At 66.4% G+C, this 20,098-nt stretch carries 18 protein-coding genes and 1 pseudogene; 13 read left to right on the forward strand and 6 right to left on the reverse strand.

What is annotated here, in order from left to right; all coding sequences use genetic code 11:
* Positions 1–6: 6 nt before the first annotated feature.
* A complete protein-coding gene (gene plsB / locus G467_RS16305) occupies positions 7–2,580 on the forward strand; it encodes a glycerol-3-phosphate 1-O-acyltransferase PlsB (RefSeq protein WP_022969612.1) in 2,574 nt (857 codons plus the stop codon).
* A gap of 12 nt (positions 2,581–2,592) precedes the next feature.
* Here plsB and G467_RS0110060 read toward each other — a convergent pair whose 3' ends face one another.
* A complete protein-coding gene (locus G467_RS0110060) occupies positions 2,593–2,802 on the reverse strand; it encodes a YdcH family protein (RefSeq protein WP_022969613.1) in 210 nt (69 codons plus the stop codon).
* Positions 2,803–3,011: 209 nt separating this feature from the next.
* Here G467_RS0110060 and G467_RS0110065 point away from each other — a divergent pair, with 209 nt between their 5' ends.
* The 4 genes from G467_RS0110065 (at position 3,012) to G467_RS16310 (ending at position 5,876) form a co-directional block, all read left to right on the forward strand.
* A complete protein-coding gene (locus tag G467_RS0110065; protein ID WP_022969614.1) occupies positions 3,012–3,923 on the forward strand; it encodes a recombination-associated protein RdgC in 912 nt (303 codons plus the stop codon).
* A gap of 126 nt (positions 3,924–4,049) precedes the next feature.
* The gene (locus G467_RS0110070; RefSeq protein WP_022969615.1) at positions 4,050–4,541 is read left to right on the forward strand and encodes a nuclear transport factor 2 family protein; all 492 of its coding nucleotides are present in this window, start codon (positions 4,050–4,052) and stop codon (positions 4,539–4,541) included.
* Positions 4,541–5,302, forward strand: coding sequence for a M48 family metallopeptidase (locus tag G467_RS0110075; RefSeq protein ID WP_022969616.1), 762 nt, complete (start codon positions 4,541–4,543; stop codon positions 5,300–5,302). Before G467_RS0110070 ends, G467_RS0110075 begins: the two co-directional genes overlap by 1 nt.
* 79 nt (positions 5,303–5,381) lie before the next feature.
* On the forward strand, positions 5,382–5,876 hold the full coding sequence (locus tag G467_RS16310; protein WP_022969617.1) for a hypothetical protein: 495 nt from the start codon (positions 5,382–5,384) through the stop codon (positions 5,874–5,876).
* 6 nt (positions 5,877–5,882) lie between these two features.
* Here G467_RS16310 and G467_RS0110085 read toward each other — a convergent pair whose 3' ends face one another.
* Positions 5,883–6,728, reverse strand: a complete 846-nt coding sequence (locus G467_RS0110085) for an alpha/beta fold hydrolase (protein WP_022969618.1) — start codon at positions 6,726–6,728, stop codon at positions 5,883–5,885.
* A gap of 115 nt (positions 6,729–6,843) precedes the next feature.
* On the reverse strand, positions 6,844–7,854 hold the full coding sequence (hemH, locus tag G467_RS0110090) for a ferrochelatase (RefSeq protein ID WP_022969619.1): 1,011 nt from the start codon (positions 7,852–7,854) through the stop codon (positions 6,844–6,846).
* Positions 7,855–7,981: 127 nt separating this feature from the next.
* Between hemH and G467_RS0110095 the strand changes: the two are divergent.
* From G467_RS0110095 to G467_RS0110115, 5 genes and pseudogenes are all read left to right on the forward strand, one after another.
* Positions 7,982–8,656, forward strand: a pseudogene (locus G467_RS0110095) (lipid-binding SYLF domain-containing protein); the annotation flags it as partial.
* Between the two features lie 84 nt (positions 8,657–8,740).
* Complete coding sequence (gene tatA / locus G467_RS0110100; RefSeq protein WP_022969621.1) at positions 8,741–8,935, forward strand: twin-arginine translocase TatA/TatE family subunit; 195 nt, start codon at positions 8,741–8,743, stop codon at positions 8,933–8,935.
* A gap of 24 nt (positions 8,936–8,959) precedes the next feature.
* On the forward strand, positions 8,960–9,292 hold the full coding sequence (gene tatB / locus G467_RS18505) for a Sec-independent protein translocase protein TatB (RefSeq protein ID WP_022969622.1): 333 nt from the start codon (positions 8,960–8,962) through the stop codon (positions 9,290–9,292).
* On the forward strand, positions 9,289–10,041 hold the full coding sequence (tatC, locus tag G467_RS0110110; RefSeq protein ID WP_022969623.1) for a twin-arginine translocase subunit TatC: 753 nt from the start codon (positions 9,289–9,291) through the stop codon (positions 10,039–10,041). The genes tatB and tatC overlap by 4 nt, the downstream gene beginning before the upstream one ends.
* On the forward strand, positions 10,038–10,685 hold the full coding sequence (locus G467_RS0110115; RefSeq protein WP_022969624.1) for an RDD family protein: 648 nt from the start codon (positions 10,038–10,040) through the stop codon (positions 10,683–10,685). The genes tatC and G467_RS0110115 overlap by 4 nt, the downstream gene beginning before the upstream one ends.
* Positions 10,686–10,694: 9 nt before the next feature.
* On the opposite strand, the gene G467_RS0110120 is transcribed toward G467_RS0110115, so the two are convergent.
* Together G467_RS0110120 and G467_RS0110125 are read right to left on the reverse strand one after the other, a co-directional pair.
* Positions 10,695–11,519, reverse strand: coding sequence for a hypothetical protein (locus G467_RS0110120; RefSeq protein ID WP_022969625.1), 825 nt, complete (start codon positions 11,517–11,519; stop codon positions 10,695–10,697).
* A gap of 14 nt (positions 11,520–11,533) precedes the next feature.
* Complete coding sequence (locus G467_RS0110125) at positions 11,534–12,250, reverse strand: glutamine amidotransferase (RefSeq protein ID WP_022969626.1); 717 nt, start codon at positions 12,248–12,250, stop codon at positions 11,534–11,536.
* Positions 12,251–12,339: 89 nt separating this feature from the next.
* Here G467_RS0110125 and glyQ point away from each other — a divergent pair, with 89 nt between their 5' ends.
* From glyQ to G467_RS0110140, 3 genes are all read left to right on the forward strand, one after another.
* Entirely contained in the window at positions 12,340–13,245 is a 906-nt protein-coding gene (gene glyQ / locus G467_RS0110130) for a glycine--tRNA ligase subunit alpha (RefSeq protein WP_022969627.1), read from the forward strand.
* A gap of 137 nt (positions 13,246–13,382) precedes the next feature.
* Positions 13,383–15,497, forward strand: coding sequence for a glycine--tRNA ligase subunit beta (glyS, locus tag G467_RS0110135; RefSeq protein ID WP_022969628.1), 2,115 nt, complete (start codon positions 13,383–13,385; stop codon positions 15,495–15,497).
* A gap of 25 nt (positions 15,498–15,522) precedes the next feature.
* Entirely contained in the window at positions 15,523–17,082 is a 1,560-nt protein-coding gene (locus tag G467_RS0110140) for a tetratricopeptide repeat-containing sulfotransferase family protein (RefSeq protein WP_022969629.1), read from the forward strand.
* A 78-nt stretch (positions 17,083–17,160) separates the two neighbouring features.
* Here G467_RS0110140 and G467_RS0110145 read toward each other — a convergent pair whose 3' ends face one another.
* Complete coding sequence (locus G467_RS0110145; RefSeq protein ID WP_022969630.1) at positions 17,161–19,941, reverse strand: TonB-dependent receptor plug domain-containing protein; 2,781 nt, start codon at positions 19,939–19,941, stop codon at positions 17,161–17,163.
* Positions 19,942–20,098: the final 157 nt, after the last annotated feature.

Consider the following 20,098-nt stretch of genomic DNA (forward strand, 5'->3'; position numbering starts at 1 on the left):
CCGCGCATGACCGAACAACCCTCGTTGCCCTTGCCGCCGCCCCCGGCCCCGACGCCGCCGCCGGCGCCCGCGGGCAAACGCGCGCGTCCGCCGCTGTGGGCGCGCCTCATCGAAAAACTGCTGGTGCCCTGGATCGAGATCAAGCGCGAACCGGCGGTGCCGCCGTTCACGCTCGACCGGCCGGTCTGCTACGTGCTGGAAAACTACGGCCTGTCGAACACGCTGATCCTCGACCGCGCCTGTCGCGAAGCCGGCCTGCCGTCACCGCTGGCGACGCTGCCGGGCGATCCGCTCGGACGCAAACGCGCCTACGTCGCCCTGTCGCGACGTGGCGGCGGCCTGTGGACGCGGCCCAAGAACAAGAACCACAGCGACGGCCTGTCGCGCCTGCTCATGGCCCACCGCCTGTATCCCGACCAGGACGTGCAGGTGGTGCCGGTATCGATCTTCGTCGGACGTGCGCCGTCGCGGCAGTCGGGTTGGTTCTCGGTGCTGTTCTCGGAAAACTGGGCACTGGTCGGCCGCTTCCGCCGCCTGCTCGCGATCCTGCTCAACGGTCGCGACACGGTCGTGCAGTTTTCGCCGAGCGTGCGCGTCTGGGAGATCCTCGACGAGGACCTGCCGCACGAGCGCACCGTGCGCAAGGTCTCGCGCATGCTGCGTGCGCATTTCCGCAAGATCCGCTCGGCCGTCATCGGCCCGGACCTGTCGACGCGGCGCCTGCTGGTCGATCGCGTGCTCGATGCCGAGCCCGTGCGCAAGGCGATCGCCGACCAGGCGCGACGCGACGGCAGCGAGTATCTGGAAGCCTGGAAAAAAGCCCATGGCTTCGCCTGGGAAATCGCCGCCGACTATTCCAATCCCGTCGTGCGATCGGCCTCGTTCGCGCTGACCGGTTTCTGGAACCGCATCTACGACGGCGTCGACGTGCATCACCTCGACAAGCTCAAACAGATCGCGCCCGGCCACGAAGTCGTCTATGTGCCCTGCCACCGCAGCCACATGGACTACCTGCTGCTCAGCTACCTGCTGTACACGCATGGCATCGTGCCGCCGCACATCGTCGCCGGTATCAACCTCAACATGCCGGTGATCGGCTCGATCCTGCGTCGCGGCGGCGCGTTCTTCATCCGTCGCAGCATCCGCGGCAACGCCCTGTACGCGGTCGTGCTCGGCGAATACGTCGCGCAGCTGGTCGGCGAAGGCTTTTCGATCGAGTATTTCATCGAGGGCGGGCGCTCGCGCACCGGCCGTCTGCTGGCGCCCAAGGGCGGCATGATCGCGATGACGCTCAAGGCCTTCCTGCGCGCGCCGCGCCGGCCGGTGGTGTTCCAGCCCGTGTACATCGGTTACGAAAAGGTCATCGAGGGCAAAAGCTACCTCGACGAACTCACCGGCCAGCCCAAGCAGAAAGAAACGATCTGGGCCTTGATCCGCGGCGTGTTCGAAATCCTGCGCGAGCACTACGGCAAGGTCACGGTGAATTTCGGCGAGCCGGTGTTCATGGATGCGATGCTGGCCAAGAACGCGCCCGACTGGCGCGAAACCGCCGACACCGACGACAAACCGGCCTGGTTCAACGACACCGTCGACGAACTGGCGCACCAGATCCAGGTCAACATCAACCGCGCGGCCGACGTCAATCCGATCAACCTGCTGGCGTTGGCGCTGCTGTCCACGCCCAAGCACGCGATGGCCGAAAGCGACCTGCTCGCGCAGCTGGCCCTGTCGAAAAAACTGCTGGCCGCGCTGCCGTATTCCGACCGCGTGACGGTGACCGCCAAGTCGCCGGAAGAGATCATCGTGTACGGCGAGAAGATCGGCGTGCTCACGCGGCGCAAGCATCCGCTCGGCGACGTCATCGGCGTCGAGGGCGAGACGGCGGTGTTGCAGAGTTATTTCCGCAACAACTCGCTGCACCTGTTCAGCGCCGCGGCGTGGATCGCGCTGTGCTTCCAGAACAACCGCCGCCTGTCACGCAGCAGCCTGCTGCGTCTGGGCAAGACGATCTATCCGTTCATCCAGGAAGAGCTGTTCCTGCCCTGGAACGAAGACGAATTCAGCGAGCGCCTCAACGCCACGATCGACCTGTTCATCGCCGAGGGTCTGCTGTCGCAGGTCAACGAGGGCGAGGACGGTTACATCGCGCGCGGCCCCGGCCAGACCGACGAGGTATTCCGTCTGCGCGCGGTCGCGCACAGTCTGCAGCAGGCCTTCGAACGCTATTTCATCGCGATCACGACCCTGGTCAAGAACGGCCCGCGCACGCTGTCGGCCGGCGAGCTGGAGACGCTGTGCCATCTCGCCGCGCAGCGTCTGTCGTTGCTGTACGCGCCGGCGGCGCCGGAATTCTTCGACAAGTCGCTGTTCCGCGGCTTCATCGGCAAGCTGCGCGAACTCAAGCTGGTCTGGCTGTGCCCGAACGGCAAGCTCGATTTCGATGAGCGCCTGAACACCTGGGAAAAAGATGCCAAGCTGGTGCTGTCGCGCGAGCTGCGCCACACGATCACCAAGATTTCGCCCGAGGCGGTCAGCAAAGTCGCCGCCGGTGCCGCCGGTGCTGCCGAGAGCAAAGCCTAGGCGGCACCGCGCTCAGGCATCGAGATCGGGGATCATCTGGTTTTCCAGATAGCTGATCATGTCCTTGATCTTGAGCTTGCGCTTTTTCAGCCGCTTCACCGACAGCTCGTCGGCTTCGATGCTGGCCGCCAGGCGAGCGATCGCCTCGTCCAGATCGCGGTGTTCGGTGCGCAGCTCGATGAGCTGGGCGGCGATCTTGGCGGGATCGGGCGGCTGGGACATGGCCCTGAGCTTAGCGCCGTCGGCGCAGTCGCGACAGGGGTAAACTAGCGTCCTGCGTCGCCCGGTTCGGCCCGTCGTTCGACGATCGCCGGTCCTCCCCCTGCCAGTCCGTCTTCCCGGTGCGAACCGGGGGCCGGATCGTTTTCGGCCCGTCGTGCGGCCGCCGGTGCGTGCCGGTGCGTCGGCGCCATGTTCATCACAGGAATTCCATGTTCTTTCGCAATCTCACCCTGTTCCGTTTTCCCGTTTCGCTGAAAAAATCCTTCGACAACATCGAAGCCGCACTCGCCGACGCCGTGCTCAAGCCGGTCGGTGTGCTGGAAATGCAGTCGCGCGGTTTCGTCTCGCCCTTCGGCCGCGACGAGCCGGCGCTGTCGCACGGCGTTGGCAACGCGCTGTGGCTTACGCTTGGCGGCGAAGACAAGATCCTGCCCGGCTCGGTGGTCAACGACGCGCTCGGCAAGAAGATCGCCGAGATCGAAGGCAAGGAAGGACGCAAACTCGGCGGCAAGGCGCGCAAGCGTCTCAAGGAAGACCTCGTGCACGAGCTGCTGCCGCGCGCGTTCGTCAAGCCGATGCGGCTCAACGCCAGCCTCGATCTCAAGCTCGGCTTCATCGCGGTCGACACCTCCTCGCGCAAATCCGCCGAAGGCTTCGTCAACGAATTGCGGCATGCGATGGGCAGTTTCGCGGCCCTGCCGCTGAACGCCGAAGTCTCGGTGCGCACGCTGCTGACTGGCTGGATCGCCGGCGAGCCCCTGCCGGAGGGCTTTTCGCTCGGCGACGAATGCGAGCTCAAGGACAGCATCGACGGCGGCGCGGTGGTGAAGTGCCAGAACCAGGAATTGCTCAGCGACGAGATCAAGAAGCATCTGGATTCGGGCAAACAGGTCACGCGCCTGGCGCTGGTGCTCGACGATCACGTGAGTTTCGTGCTCGGCGAGGACCTGGTCGTGCGCAAGCTCAAGTTCCTCGACGGCGCCGTCGACCAGCTCGAAAACACCGAGCGCGAATCCCTGCACGCCGAACTCGACGCCCGCTATGCGCTGATGTCGGCCGAACTGGCGCGCCTGTTCGTCGTGCTCGAGAAAGCGCTGAAGCTGAGCAAACCCGAGGAATAATCGACTCTATTGGCATCCTGCCCGCTCCTGCGTGTGGCGCCGGGGCGGCAAACGGAATTTCAGAAGAGCCCACCGCGCACACGAACCGATCGCGGCGCTAGAATCGGCCAAACCGGAGACGCGCCCATGTCCCACGACAATGCCGCATTGCTGACCCGCTTCTACACCGCGTTCGCCGCCCTCGATGCCGAGGCGATGGCCGACTGCTATGCGCTCGATTCCCATTTCGAGGATCCGGTGTTCAACCTGCGCGGCCGCAACGAGATCGGTGGCATGTGGCGCATGCTCTGCGATGCGACCCGCGCCAAAGGTCGCGATGCCTGGTCGTTGAGCTTCGACGGCATCAGCGCCGACGCCGCCAGCGGCCGCGCGCATTGGGAAGCGCATTATCGTTTCAGTGCGACCGGACGCCTGGTGCACAACATCATCGACGGCCAGTTCGTGTTCCGCGATGGCTTCATCGTCAGCCATCGCGACCAGTTCGATTTCCCGCGCTGGGCCGCGCAGGCCTTGGGCTTCAAGGGCCTGCTGTTGGGCCGCACGCAGTTCCTGCACGACAAGGTGCGGGCGACGGCGGCGGCGAACCTGCAGACCTTCCTGGCGCGCGCGACGACCTGATGGCCTGGCTGCGTTTCCTCGAGCCCAAACCCGCGCAGGAACAACGCATGCTGGTGCTGCGCAGCGGCGAGGCGGTGCCTGTGCGTTGGGTGCGCGATGCGCGCGCGCGCCGGCTGCGCCTGATCGTCGGCGACAAGGGCGTGCGCCTGACGCTGCCGCGCAGCGCGTCGATCAAGCTGGCCGAGCAGTTCCTGTTTGAACATCGCGACTGGCTGCAGGCGCAGTTGGCTAAACTGCCGGTCATCGACACGCGGCCGTTTTCGCGCGACCACGACCAGCATCTGTTGCTGCGCGGCGAACGCGTGCCGATCCTTTGGTCCGAAGGCCGCTACACGCGGGTCACCGGCGAGACGCACGGCATCACGGTCGCCTGCGCGGCGAAAGCGACCGACAAACAGCTGCGGGCGGCGCTGCGCGATTTCTACAGCCAGCAGGCGCGCGCCGATATCGGCCAGTGGCTGCCGCGCTATCTGCCGCAACTGCCGCGGCCGCCGTCGAGTTTCCGCCTGCGCGCGCTGTCGTCGCTGTGGGGCTCGCTCGCCCCCGACGATGCGCTGTCGCTGGACCTGTCGCTGGTGCTGGGCCGTCCGAGCGCGTTCGAATACGTGCTCGTGCACGAACTTTGCCATCTCATCCATCGCGACCATTCGCGGCGCTTCTGGCGCGAGGTCGAAGCTCGCTGCCCCGACTGGCACGACGCCCGCGACTACCTGCACGGCGAAGGCCTGATGCTGAAATCCGAGCTGCGCCGCCTGGCCTGAGCCGACCGCGGCCGCTGCCGGCCGGCGCTGACGTTGCCCTGTCTGCGGCGCGATGGCCGCCCTGCCTGCCGGAGGCCCCATGAACGCCGCGATGATCGTCCGTCCCTGTCTTGTTGTCCTCGTTGTCGGCCTGGCCGCCTGCGGCCACAGCGAAACGCCCGCGCCCACGCCGGCCGCGCCGGCGACACCGGTCGCGGGTACCGCCGCGCCGCCGCCGAAGGAAGAACACATCGACATCGGCGGCATGAAGGTCGACAGCGGCGCCGACGTCGCCCTGCCCAAGGATTTCCCCGCCGATATCCCGCTGCCGCCCGGCGCCCACCTCACCGATGCGATCAGCATGGGCAAGATCCAGATCGTCGCGTTCACGCTGTCGAGCGATCCGGCGGCGACGTTCGCGACGATGTTGCCGCTGTATGAGGCGCAGGGCTGGAAGAACAGCACGCGCGTCGGCGGTCAGCCGGTCATGGCCAGCGATGGCTTCGAAAAGGACGGAAGGCATCTGATCTACACCGTCGTCGCCGATGGCGGCGGCAGCAAAGTGTCGCTGCGCCACTACCCGCCGGCGCAGTAGGCGCGCTCAGGTCGCCAGGAATTCGCGCAGCGGCTCGGCGACGCGCGCCGCCTGTTCCATGTGCAGATGATGGCCGCCGGCAATGACCTGCACGCGGCCGTCGCGCAACTGCGCGAGCCGGCCGGCGCGGATTTCGGGATTGAAATACGGTGGCGCCGGATCGGCGGCGATGACCAGCACCGGGGCTTCGATCGCGCGCAGCCAGCTCTGCACGAAGGCCTCGCCGGTGCGCACATGCGTGGGCAGGGTCAGGCGCGCATCGCTGCGCCAGGCGAAGCCGTCCTCGAGCGGCCGCAGGTTGCGCTCGACGATCAGGCGCGCGGCCTCGCGCGTCATCTTCGAAGCGGCCAGGCGCGCATCCACGGCGGTGTCGAGGTCGGGGATCTTGCGCGGCGCGCGCGTGGTGTCCAGCGCCCGTCGCGCCGCGACTGCCTGGCGTAGACGCGGACCGGCCTCGTCGGCGATGCCCGAGATCGGACCGAGCGCTTCGATGAGTGCGAGTTTTTCCACGCGTTCCGGCGCCGAGGCCGCGACCACGGTCGCGATCGCGCCGCCCATCGAATGGCCGAGCAGATGCGCGCGTTGCCAGCCGAGCGCATCGAGCGCATCGAGCACATCGTGGATCCAGTCGACGAAGACATAGTCGTAGCCGGGCAGGCGATGCGCGCTGGCGCCGTGGCCGGGCAGATCGAGCGCGACAAGATCGAACATCGGCAACTGCGCCTGCAGCGGCAGGAAGCTCGCGGCATTGTCCAGCCAGCCGTGCAGGGCGAGCACGCGCGGCCCGCCGGGCGTACCGCCGCGCAGCGCGGCGATCGGACCGCGGGCGGTATCGAGAAAGACTTCCTGCATCACGAGGATCCTGGGCGAAGAGTGACGGGTACGCGCCGGCGGTGCATGACAGCGGGCGCGCCCAAGACGGTCAAGGGCCATTCCCGACAGCGGCTGGCGCTTGCCGCCCGCCGGATCACTGCGGCCAGCCGCTCGCATGCCGGCGCGCGAGATGCGCCAGGGCCGCGACATGCGCCGGCTGTGCATTCAGCGCGGGAATGTAGCGCAGGGTCTCGCCGCCGGCCTGCCGGAAGCCGTCGGCATTGGCGATCGCGATTTCCTCGAGCGTCTCCAGGCAGTCCACCGCGAAACCGGGACAGACGACGTCGACCGTTTTCACGCCGGCCTTCGCCAGCGCGGCGAGCGTGTGATCGGTGGCCGGACCCAGCCAGGGCTCGCGGCCGAAACGCGACTGATACGTCAGCTGCCACTGGTCTTCGCCGAGTCCCAGTCGCTGCGCAAGCAGGCGTGCGCCAGTCTCGCATTGCTGCTGATAGGGATCGCCGGCGCGCACGAATCGTTCGGGCAGACCGTGGAAGGAGATCAGCAGTTTTTCGCCGCGACCGTGCAGGTCCCAGAAATTTTCCACGCTCGCCTCGAGGGCATCGAGCCAGCCTTCGTCGCGGTGGTAGTCGTTGATCAGGCGCAACTCGGGCAGGCGTCGCCACTGCGCCAGTTCGGCCATGACCGCATCGTGTGCCGAGGCCACCGTGCTCGCCGAATACTGCGGATACAGGGGCAAAACCAGCACGCGTTCGACACCGCGTGCCTGCAGGGCCTGCAAGGTTTCGGATACGGCGGGCTTTCCGTAGCGCATGGCCAGGCGCACGTCGAACTCGGGCAACTGCGCCTGCAGCGCCTGCGCGAGCTCCTGGCTGAGCACCAGCAAGGGCGAGCCCTGCGCCGTCCAGACGCGCGCGTAGTTGCGCGCGACCTTGCGCGCGCGCAGCGGCAGGATCACGCCGTGCAGGATCGGGCACCACAGCCAGCGGGTCAGATCGACGACGCGATAATCGTGCAGGAATTGCCCCAGATAGCGGCGCACCGCCCGCGGCGTGGCCGCGTCGGGCGTGCCCAGGTTCACCAGCAATAGGGCGGTGCGGCTGGCGGGCGTCGGCGGCGTGCCGTCGCGAAAGCGGGAGGTCATGGATACGTTCCGGAACGTTTGCGGCAAAATACCATCCCAGTACGTGAAGCCGATGGACTCACCCCGGATTCATGCCCCGGGGCGATACTGACCCCTTGCCCCCTGGAGACCCCCCATGCGCCGCATTCTGTCCCCGCTGTACGCGCTCACCCTCGGTCTGCTGCTGACCACGCTCGCCCTGCCGGCCTTCGCCGGTCAGAAGGAAGACGAACGCGCCGCCAACGCCACGCGCGTGCTGGCCGAGATCCTGCGCATTCCCGAGGATTCGATTCCGAGCAAGCTGCTGGTCGAGGCGCAGGCGATCGCGGTGATTCCCGACGTGGTCAAGGCCGGCTTCGTCGTCGGCGGTCGCGGCGGCAAGGGCCTGATCGCGGTGCGCGGCGAAGACGGCACCTGGTCGAACCCGAGCTTCATCCGCCTCGGCGGCGGCAGCATCGGCTTCCAGGCCGGCGTGCAGTCGGCCGATGTGATCCTGGTGTTCAAGACCAAGCGTGGCGTCGATTCGATCGTCAACGGCAAGTTCACCCTCGGCGGCGATGCCAGCGTGGCGGCCGGCCCGGTCGGACGCAGCGCCCAGGCCAGCACCGACGAGCAGCTCAAGGCCGAGATCTACAGCTATTCCCGCGCGCGCGGCCTGTTCGCCGGCGTGTCGATCGACGGCACCGCGCTGACCATCGACAACAAGGCCAACCAGGCCGTCTACGGCCAGGGCAATACCGCCCGGGCGATCTTCGAGGGCCGCGCCTCGGGCGCGCCGTCCGACGCCGTGGTCGCGTTCCGCGACCGCCTCGAGGAAAGCACCCTCAAGCAGCCGGAAAACCCCGCGAAATAAGCCGCAGCGCACGCGCTGCGGTATTCTTGTGCACTGACTTCTGGAGACGCAGCCATGATCGGCTGGAAAGAATTGCTCATCGTGCTGGTCATCGTGCTGCTGGTGTTCGGCACCAAGCGCCTGTCCAACATCGGCAAGGACCTGGGCGGCGCCGTGCACGGCTTCAAGAAAGGCATGGCCGGCGAAGACGAGAACAAGCCCAAGGACCCGGCCGATCCCGGCCTGCGCGACGACTCGCGCAAAGACTGATCGCGCGCGCCGGCGGAACGCCCGATGTTCGACGTCGGCCCCATCGAAATCCTCATCGTCGCGATCGTCGCCTTGGTCGTGCTCGGTCCCGAGCGCTTGCCCAAGGCCGCGCGTCTGGCCGGCCTGTGGGTGCGCAAGGCACGCGCCCAGTGGTACAGCGTCAAGGCCGAACTCGAACGCGAGCTGGCTGCGGAAGAACTGCAGCGCAGCCTGAAGAATCCGCTCGATGGACTCGCGCCCGAACTCGAGCAGATGCAGCAGCAGTTGCGTGACACCGCGGCGCCGCTCGCGCAGATCGCGACTCCGACCGAGACGCCGCCGCCGGCATCCGCATCCAGCGACAGCGACGCGCGATGAGCGATCCGGCCGAACGCGGCGAAGAAAGCCTGATCAGCCACCTGCTGGAGCTGCGTTCGCGTCTGCTGCGCGCGCTGATGGCGGTGATGCTGGTGTTCCTCGGCCTGCTGCCGTTCGCGGACCGGCTCTACACCTGGCTCGCCGCGCCGATGATCCAGAGCCTGCCCAAGGGCGACGAACTGGTCGCGACCGGCATCCTGTCGCCGTTTTCGGTGCCGCTGACGCTGGCGTTTTTCACCGCGATCATGCTCGCGATGCCCTTCGTGCTGTACCAGCTGTGGGCCTTCGTCGCGCCGGGCCTGTACCAGCACGAGAAAAAACTCGCGCGACCGCTGCTGGTGTCCGCGACGGCGCTGTTCTACATCGGCTGCGCATTCACCTACTACCTGCTGCTGCCGGTGATGCTCAATTATCTCGGTACGACCGCCCCCGAAGGCGTGCGCCGCCTGCCCGATATTTCCAGTTATCTCGATTTCGCGGCGGTGATGTTCATCGCCGGCGGCCTGAGTTTCGAAGTGCCGGTGGCCGTGCTGGTCACGGTGATCCTGGGCTGGGTCACGCCGGCGCAGCTGGCGGAGTGGCGCGGTTATGTGATCGTCGCGATCTTCATCATCGCCGCGATCATCACGCCGCCCGACGGCCTGTCGCAGGTCATGCTCGCCGTGCCGATGTGCCTGCTGTACGAAGTCGGCATCCTGCTGGCGCGGATGTTGCGGCGGCGCGCCGATCGCGCCGCGACGCAGGAATGAACCCGCCGCCGGTGTCGCCGGCCGGTTTCTGGAAACGCTACGTCGCCTACAGCATCGATGTGCTGCTGCTGTCCTTCGTCTGCCAGCTGGTGCTGACGATCGTGTTCGCGATCATGGGCCTGAACGACGACAGCCTGGTGCCGCGATTGCTGGCGATGGCCGCCGATCCCGAGGCGCTCGATACCGACGCCGCGCTGTCCCTGCTGACCGGCCTGTGGCCGCTGCTGTGGCGCATGAGCTGGATTTCCACGCTCGTGTACGCGCTGATCGCGGGCGTCTATTTCGTTGGCATGGAGAGTTCGGCCTGGCGCGCCTCGCTGGGTAAGCGCCTGCTGGGTCTGGTGGTGCTCGACGGGCAAGGCCAGGCGCTGACGCCGTGGCGCGCGGCGGCACGGTTTTTCGCGGCGGCGCTGTCCTGGCTCACGCTCAATCTCGGTCATGCGCTGGCGGCATGGACGCCATCCAAACGTGCCCTGCACGATTTCGTGGCCGGCACGCGCGTCGAGCACGCGAATCCGACGCAGACCACGATGCCAGCTTGGGCCTGGGCGTTTCTCGGGCTGCAGGCCCTGCTGCTGTTCGGCACGGTGATCGTGTTGTCGGTCGCACTGGCGCTGTGGCTGACCGCCGTCGGACTGGTCTGAGAGTCCCGTTCAGGCTTCGATCTCGGTCACCGGTGCCGGTGGGGCTTCGGACACCGCGAAGACATCGCGCCAGGCCTGATACATCACCAGGCTGTCGAGCGCGAACATCAGGCCGACCGCGCTGACGAACACCAGCAGCTGCAGCAGACTGCCCAAGGCCGGACTGGCGGCGGCGAGCACGCCGGCCAGCGTCAGCGGCACCAGCAACAGGCCGCTGAAGAGCAAGACGAGCAGCACCTGGCAGGCGAGATTGATCAGCAAGGCACCGAGATTGGCCAGCACCGCCGAAAACGCCTCGCGCAGGGCGACGCTGCCGGAGACCTCGTCGAGCATCGTGCGCGGCACCGCGAACAGCAGCAGCCAGTTCACCAGCACGCTCGCCGGCCCGAGCACGAGCAACAGGCGCGGCAGTTTCGCGGCGACGGCGGCAGCCAGCGCCGGGTCGAGTTTTTCCGGTGTTGGCGTGCTGCGCAGCGCCTCGAAGAATTCCGGGCCCAGCGTGGCGACCACGACCATCACCGCCAGCAGCGCGAAACCGAGCTTGAGCAGGGCCGCCGGCAACAACCGGCGCAAAGCCCCGGGGCGAACGAACGCGGCGAACAACAGGCCCAGCCGGACCGGACCACGCTGCGCCTGCACCTGCGCGGACACGACCAGGCCGCCATAGAAAAACGTCAGCAACAGGCCAGTCACCAGGCTCACGACGGGCATCACGCTGAGCAGGGCCAGCCACAGGCACACGCCGATGAAAGGCAGCGGGCGAGGTGCAAGCGACGCCAGGCCATCGATGATCCACGCCGCGCCGCGACCGGCGCCCACCTTGCGAAACCCCATGGATCGTCCTTGATTCAGCCGCGCTTGCGCGTGTGATGGATGAAACGCTTGAGCACGCGCCGCGCCATCGGCGCCGGATGCACCGATTGCAACAAATGCTGGTGACTGGTGCCCTCGCTGACCAGGGCCTCGCGCCGTGCGTGGATATAGCGGCGCATGAGCCAGGCGCTGAACTCGGGATGGAACTGCACGCCCCAGACCGATTCCTTCCACCGGAACGCCTGGCAATCGTCGAGATCCGAACGCGCCAGTACCGCCGCTTCCGCTGGCGGCGCGAGCACGGTCTGCCGATGCGTGGCCTGCGCGGCGAAACTCGCCGGCAATCCGGCGAACAGGGGATCGGTCGCGGCCGCGGGTTCCAGCCGTACGGGCACCGTGCCCATTTCGCGGCCGCGCGGGTTGTAGTCGACCTTGCCGCCGAGCGCATGCGCGAGCAGCTGATGGCCGTAACAAATGCCGAACAGCGGTTTGCCCGCTTCGGCGGCCGCACGCAACCAATCGGCGCTGCGTTCGCTCCAGTCTTCGCGATCGCTGACCATCGCGCCCGAGCCGGTGATCATCACGCCGGCATAGTCCTTGGCATCGGGCAGGGATTCGCCGTGGGCGACGTCGCAATGGCGGACCTCGCGACCGTGCAGGCCGGCGGCGACACGGATCCAGTGACCGAAGCTGCCATGCCGCCGCAACGGGTCGAGCGGACGACCGGTCTCCAGGATCAGGAAGGGCTTCATCGGGGGCGGAAAACTAGAAGGGGCGCGGTTCGTAGCTATACTAACCCTCTTTGCTTCCACGCTTCATTCCTACCGGCGGTTTTCACTTCATGACGGCACCGACCTTCCAGGAACTCATCCTCCGGCTCAACCAGTTCTGGGCCGCGCAAGGCTGTGTCCTGATCCAGCCGCTCGACCTCGAAGTCGGCGCGGGCACCTTCCATCCGGCGACCTTCCTGCGTGCGCTGGGCCCCGAGCCGTGGAACGCCGCCTACGTGCAGCCCTGCCGTCGGCCCACCGACGGCCGCTACGGCGAAAATCCGAACCGCCTGCAGCGCTATTACCAGTACCAGGTGGTGATGAAGCCCAATCCGGTGAACCTGCAGGAGCTGTACCTCGAGTCGCTGAAGGCGCTCGGTGTGGACCCGCTCGTGCACGACCTGCGCTTTGTCGAGGACAACTGGGAATCGCCGACGCTGGGTGCCTGGGGTCTGGGCTGGGAAGTCTGGCTCAACGGCATGGAAGTCACCCAGTTCACCTATTTCCAGCAGGCCGGCGGCCTCGAATGCCGGCCGGTGACGGGCGAGATCACCTACGGTCTCGAACGCCTCGCGATGTACCTGCAGAATGTCGACAACGTCTTCGACCTGGTGTGGACGGTCGGTCCGCAGGGGCCGGTGACCTATCGCGACGTGTACCACCAGAACGAGGTCGAACAATCGACCTACAATTTCGAACACGCCGACGTCGCCGAGCTGCTGCACCGCTTCGACGCCTGCGAAAAGGAAGCGCTGAAGCTGGTCGAGCTCGGTCTGCCGCTGCCCGCCTACGAGCAGGTCTGCAAGGCCTCGCACAGCTTCAACCTGCTCGATGCGCGCCGCGCGATTTCGGTGACCGAACGCCAGCGCTACATCCTGCGCGTGCGCACCCTGTCGCGGGCGGTGGCCGAGGCTTACTTCGCACAACGTGAGAAGTTGGGCTTTCCGAATCTGAAGAAAGCCGCAGTACCGGCCTGAGGGCCGGCGGGGTCGTCCTCCTGCCGTCGCGGCGGGGGGATAACAAGGGGAGCGGGGCTGCCGGCATGCCGGACAGGGCCGCTGCGGGAATCACCCGTTTCCGGGGAGGAGACGGGAACATCGATGCGAGGATCGTCATGCTCGACGCCAAACCGTTGTTGATCGAGATCGGTACCGAGGAACTGCCGCCCAAGGCCCTGCCCGAACTCGCGCAGGCGTTCTTCGACGGCGTGACCAAGGGTTTGGCCAGCCGGCATGTGAAATTCGAGACCGCGGACGGTTTCGCCGATGCGCGTCCGCTGTACTCGCCGCGCCGCCTGGCGGTGCTGTTGCCCAAGGTCGCGCTGACCCAGCCGACGCAGTACAGCGAGGTGCTCGGCCCGTACAGCAATGTCGCGCTCGACGAAAAAGGCCTGCCGACGGCGGCCCTGCAGGGCTTCGCGCAGAAGAACGGCATGAGCGTCGAACAACTCGGCCGCACCACCGACGCCAAGGGCGCGCGCTTCGTCGCGCGTCATACGCGCCAGGGCGCGACGACGCGGGAATTGTTGCCCGAGATCGTTGCCGAGGCGATCAAGGCGCTGCCCGTGCCCAAGCCGATGCGCTGGGGCGACAGCGACATCAGTTTCGTGCGTCCCGCGCACTGGCTGCTGATCATGCTCGGCCGCGATGTCTGCGACGGCAACGTGCTCGGACTGAAAGCCGATCGCATGAGCCGCGGCCATCGTTTCCATCACGACAAGCCGATCTGGATCAACGAGGCCGGCGATTATCTGGACGTGTTGCGCGACGCGCGCGTGCTCGTCGACCCGGTCGAACGCCGCAAGCGCGTGCGCAGTGAGATCGAACGCGCCGCCAAGGAAGCCGACGGCGTCGCCCGCATTCCCGAAGCCCTGCTCGAAGAAGTGAATTGCCTGGTCGAGTGGCCGCGCGCGGTGCTGTGCGGTTTCGAGCCGGCATTCCTGCGCGTGCCGCAGGAAGCGCTGATCTCGACAATGGAATCGAACCAGAAATTCTTCCCGGTGCTCAATCGCGAACACCGTCTGACCGAACGCTTCATCGGCATCGCCAACATCGAGTCGACCGACGAGAACGAGATTCGCCAGGGTTACGAGCGCGTGATCCGTCCGCGCTTCGCCGACGCGCAGTTCTTCTTCGACGCCGACCGCAAGCAAGGTCTCAAGGCGATGGCCGAAGGCCTGGCCGCAGTCACCTACCAGCAGAAGCTCGGTTCCTACGCCGACAAGACCCGGCGCGTGGCCGCGCTCGCGGTGGCGATCGCGCAGCAGATCGGTGTCGACGTCGACTACGCGCAGCGCGCGGCCCTGCTGTCCAAGGCCGACCTGCAATCGCGTCTGGTCGGCGAATTCCCCGACCTGCAGGGCATCGCCGGTCGCTACTACGCCAGCGCTGCCGGCGAGCCGGGCGAAGTCGCCGATGCGATCGATCATGCCTACATGCCGCGCTTCGCCGGCGACCAGATCGCGCCGACCAAGCTCGGCCAGGTGCTGGCGATCGCCGAGCGTCTGGACACGATTGCCGGCGGGTTCGCCGCCGGGCTCAAGCCGACCGGCAACAAGGATCCGTTCGCGTTGCGGCGCAATGCGCTGGCACTGGCGCGCACGGTGATCGAAGGCGAACACGACCTGTCGCTCTCGCACTACCTGGGCCTGGCCCTGGCGCAGTTGCCGACCGGACTGACCGCGGACGCGAACGAAATCATCGGCTTCGTCATCGAGCGCCTGCGCAGCTACTACACCGACCAGGGCTTCACGACGCTGCAGTTCGATGCGGTCGCGGCCGACGGCGCGGCGGCCTCGGTGTCGATGCTCGACTTCGATCGTCGCCTCAAGGCGGTGAAGGAATTCATGCGTCTGCGCGAAGCCAGCGCACTCGCCGCCGCGAACAAGCGCATCCGCAACATCCTGCGCAAGACCGAGGACGCGATTCCCGAACACGTCAACGCGGCCTTGCTGGCCGAGCCGGCCGAGCGCCTGCTCAACGATGCGCTCAATGCCGCCGTCGCCGATACCGATCCGCTGCTGGCCGATCGCGATTATGTCGGCGTGTTCAAGCGCCTGGCCGATCTGCGCTCGCCGGTCGATGCCTTCTTCGACGGCGTGATGGTCATGGACAAGGACGCTGCCGTGCGCGGCAACCGTCTGGCCCTGCTGCGTCGCGTGGCCGATCGTTTCGCCAGCGTGGCGGCGATCGAACATCTCGCGACGGGCGCCGAACCGCAGGTCGCATGATCGCGGGACGGACCGCGCCGGCGCGATGACTCCGAACGAACTCGCGCTCTGGAACGAAGGCCAGCAGCATATCGTCGACGGCCGCCTGCCAGCTGCGCAGGCGGCGTTCGAGTCCCTGCTGGAAAGCAATCCCTGGCTGGTGCCCGCGCGCCTGCTGCTGGCCAGCGTATTCCTCGCCCAGGGCCGCGTGCGCGCAGGCGCGGAGCAAGCCAAGTTCGCCGCGTTCGCGCTGCCCGATGACGCCGACACGATCCATCGGGTCGCGCAATGCCTGGTACGCGTCGGCGAAACCAATGCCGCACGCGCCTGCCTGCAACATCCGGAAGTGGCGCGCACGCGCAATGCGCCCGCGCTCGCGGCCCTGGCGCATATCTGCCAGGCGCTGGGTCTGCACGCGCCCGCGCTGGCGATGATGGACCGCGCGAAAGCGCTGGGTTACGACACGGCCGATTTCCGCTACTTCCGCGCCATCCAGTTGCAGTTCAATGGCCGTCTCGCCGAGGCCGAAGCCGAGATGGAAGCCTGTCTGAAGCAAGGGCCTACCTATGGACGCGCATCGCTGACACTGGCGCGTCTGCATCGGCAACGCGAAGACAGCAACCACCTCGATTTCATCCGCGCGCGGCTGGCCAGCGTGCCGACCGGCACCGAGGATCACGCGGGCTTCGAGTTCGCGCTGTACAAGGAACTCGAAGACCTCGGTCGCCTCGACGAGGCCTGGGCGGCGCTGCAACGCGCGAACGCGATCATGCACGCGCGCCTGGGCTACGATCCGGCGACGATGCCGCGTCTGGTCGACGGGCTCATCGCGCAGACGCCGCCGTCGTTCCTCGCCGCGTCCGATCACCGTCTCGATGGCCCGGTGCCGATCTTCATCGTCGGCATGCCGCGCTCGGGCACGACCTTGCTCGAGCGCATCCTCAGCGGGCATTCGCAGGTCGCATCGGCCGGCGAGCTCGCCGATTTCCCGCGACAACTGCGCTGGGTCGCCGATCAGCACGGTCACGAACTCATCGACGACGCGCTGGTCGCGCGCCTGTCCGCGCTCGACTACGCCGAACTCGGGCGCCGTTATCTCGAACAGACGCAATGGCGTGCCGAGGGCAAGGCGTTTTTCGTCGACAAGTTGCCGGCCAACTACCAGGTCGCGGGACTGATTCGCCGCGCGCTGCCGCAGGCGCGCATCCTGCACATGAGCCGCGAGCCGATGGATGTGTGCTTCTCGAACTACCGCGCGCTGTTCGGCGACGCGTTCGCGTATAGCTACGACCTGGCGGCGCTGGCGAACCACTACCGGCAGTATCGCCGGCTCATGGCGCATTGGCAGATGGCGATGCCCGGCGCGATCCTGGATATCCCGTATCCGCGTCTGGTGCAGGACACCGACGCGATGGCGCGCGAGATCCTGGATTTCTGCGGCCTGCCCTTCGAGGCGGGCTGCGTGGACACCGGTAGCAATCGCGCCGCCGTGGCCACGCTCAGCAGCGTGCAGGTGCGCGAGCCGATCCATGCGCGCACGCTCGGCGAATGGCGACGCTACGAACGGCCATTGCAGCCGCTGCAGGATCTGATCGGCGATTTGTAGGCGATCGCGGCGGCGCGCCGAGCGGCGCAAAAAAAGGGCCGGCGAATGCCGGCCCTTCGTTGTCACTGACCTCGCCGCTTACTTGCCGGCGAAGTTGATGTTGTACTCCAACCACAGCGCACGGCCGTAGCCGTTGTAGTTGAAGATGTTGTAGTACGGATAGACGTTGTAGGTCTTGTCCACCGGCGCGCGCGTATTGCGCAGGTTGTTGACGGTCAGCGCCAGCCCGCTGTTCTCGTTGAGCTTGTAGGCGATGTTGGCGTTGTAGACCATGTGCGGTCCGACCGTGCCGGCGTTGTCCAGGTCATCCAGCTGCGCGGCGTAGTTGGGCGTGTTGCCGTAACGGGTGCCGTACAGCGTGGCCGACCAGTCACCGATGTTCCAGGTGATGTCGCCGGTGAACACCGACTTGAACTCCGACGACGCCGTGGCGTCACGCAGCAGGTCGCGCGGCACGTCGCCCGGATAGCGCTGGAAGATGTGCGAGTGGCTGATGTTGTAGTTGCCGGTGAAGACGAATTCGCCAGCGCGGCCGGCATCCATCGTGTAGCTCACGTTGGCGACCACGCCCGAAACGCGCTCCTTGGACACGTTGATCGGGTTGATGCGCACGCTCTGCAAGGCGTTCGGCTGCAGGCCGCTGTTGGGATTGCGCACGATGCGCGCGAGCGCGTCCACGCAGGTCGGCGAGTTGATGTCGAGCTGGCCTTGGCGGCAACGGGCTTCGTCGAAGAGCAGCTGGTTGATGCTCAGGTCGCTGACTTCGTTGTCGATGCTGACGTTGTAGTAATCGGCGCGGATGTCGAACTGCTGGGTCGGCGACCAGACGAAGCCGTAGCCGAACGACTTGGCGGTGATCGACTCCAGTTCGCGGTTGCCGGTGCGGCTGCCCTTGACCTGGAAGGAGTTGTACGAGCAATCGCCGATCGGACCGGGTTCTTCGACCGAGCACCGGTAGTAATCGGTGACCGAGGTGAAGAATCCGCTCTCGCCGGCATAGATGTACGACATGTCCGGGGCGCGGAACGCCGTCGCGTAGCTCGCACGCAGCAGCAGCGTGTCGATCGGACGATATTCCAGGCCCAGCTTGTAGGTGGCCTTGGAATCGCCGCCGGCATCGATGTTGCGGTACTTGTCGAAGCGGCCGGAGATGTTCGCGGTCAGCGTGCTGAACACCGGCACGCGGAACTCGAACGCGATCGCGTCGTTGGCGCGCTTGCCCGAGCCCTGGGTGCCGGTCAGGCCCCAGAATTCGCCGGCGATGATGCCCGGGTCGGTCGGGTTGTTCCAGACCTGGTAACCGGACTGGATCAGCGCGGCCACGCCGACCGAACCGGCCGGCAATTCGAACAGGTCGGTATTGGTGATCGACAGGTTGACGTTATGCGTCCAGGTCGTCGATTCGGTGTGGATCGCACCCTGGAAGCTGCGGTACTGCGCCGGCGTGAGCGACTGGTAGAACGCGGCATTGTTCGGCGTGTACACCGGATAGCCGTAGTAGGTGCCGAGCTGCGGACCGAGGAACTGGTTGCGGAAGAAGTCCTCGATCTTGCCCGTCAGCGGCCACAACTGGTTGTCGGTCAGGTTGTACTGCGAGCGGCTGTAGAACGCGTTGTAGTCCCAGTTCGAGTCGCCGAAGCCGCCGCGAACGCCGAACGCGGCGTTGTAGGAATTGGACCGCGTCTTGGCCATGTTGGTGCCGACGCCGGTCTCTTCGGGCGAGAAGATGTGCTGGTACAGATCCAGGCGGAAGTTGACCGGATCCCAGATATAGCCGCCCGACCCATTGATGTCCGGCGACCAGAAGCGCGAACCCGAGTTCGAGTTGCTCTCGTTGATGCCGTACAGCAGGCTGCCGTAGAGCTCGGCATTGGAATTGAGCTGATAGCTTCCGTTGAGGTAGAAGCTGGTGCCCTTTTCCTCGTTGAGCAAAGTCGTGTAGCCGATTTCGTCGCGGCTGCCGCAGAAATAGCCGCGGCCGGGACGGAAGTCGCGGAAGGTCGAGCCGCCGAAATTGCCGCGCAGCGAATCGCAGGCCGCACCCGGGTCGTAGTAGGTGTTGCTGAAACCGTCGAGAATGATGAAGGTGCGCGAGCCGTAACGGCTGTCCGGATCGGGATTGTCGTTGGTCGAATCGGCCCAATCACGGTCATACCCGTAGATCGGCTTCTGCTGGCTGTATTGGAAACCGAAGGTCAGATCCAGCGCGCCCCAGGCCTTGCCGCCAGTGACCTGGAAGCGTTCGTTGCGGCCACCGCCGTCGCTGTAACCGCCGGCACGCACGTTGAACTGCACGCCGTCGAGTTTCTTCTTGAGAATGATATTGACCACGCCGGCGATCGCGGAGGAGCCGTAGATCGCCGACTGGTTGCCCGGCAGGATGTCGATCTGTTCGACCATGCCGGTCGGAATGCTGGACAGGTCGGTGAAGTTGCTCTGCCCGTTGTAGAGCAGCGGATAGTCGGCAAGCGGACGACCGTCGATGAGGATCAGCGTGAAGCCCGGTTCCAGACCAAGCAGGCTGACCGTCGTCGCGCCGGGCGTGAAGCCGCCGCTGAACTGGTTGTCCTGCACCGCGCCGGTCGACAGCGGCTGCGAACGCAGCGCGTCGGACACGTTGCGGAAACCCTGACGCTGGATTTCGGCGGCGGTGATGGTGGTGACCGGTGAGGCGGTCTCCTTCTGCGCTTGCGGAATCAGCGAGCCGGTGACGACGACGGCGGCGATATCGGTGGCATCTTTCTTGTCTTCGTCGCTGGCGGCGGTGCCGGTCGTGTCCTGCTGCGCGTAAGCCGTGTCGGCCCAGGCGGAGAAAGCCAGGATGGCGCTAATCGAAGTCGCTAGTAGCTTTCGATCCATGATGGTTTACCTCGTATGTTTTGTCTGACGGCCGTGCCAAGCAGCACGCGCCGTCCCCCGGGACGCAACGTAAAACCCCGGCCCCCAGCCAGCCTCACCCGAGCAGGGAGACGAGGCGCCGGTAGCACAGGAATGTTGCGAATTCCGAACATACGCC

Origin of the sequence: Arenimonas oryziterrae DSM 21050 = YC6267 (assembly GCF_000420545.1) — a bacterium.
Taxonomy (GTDB): Bacteria; Pseudomonadota; Gammaproteobacteria; order Xanthomonadales; family Xanthomonadaceae; genus Arenimonas; species Arenimonas oryziterrae.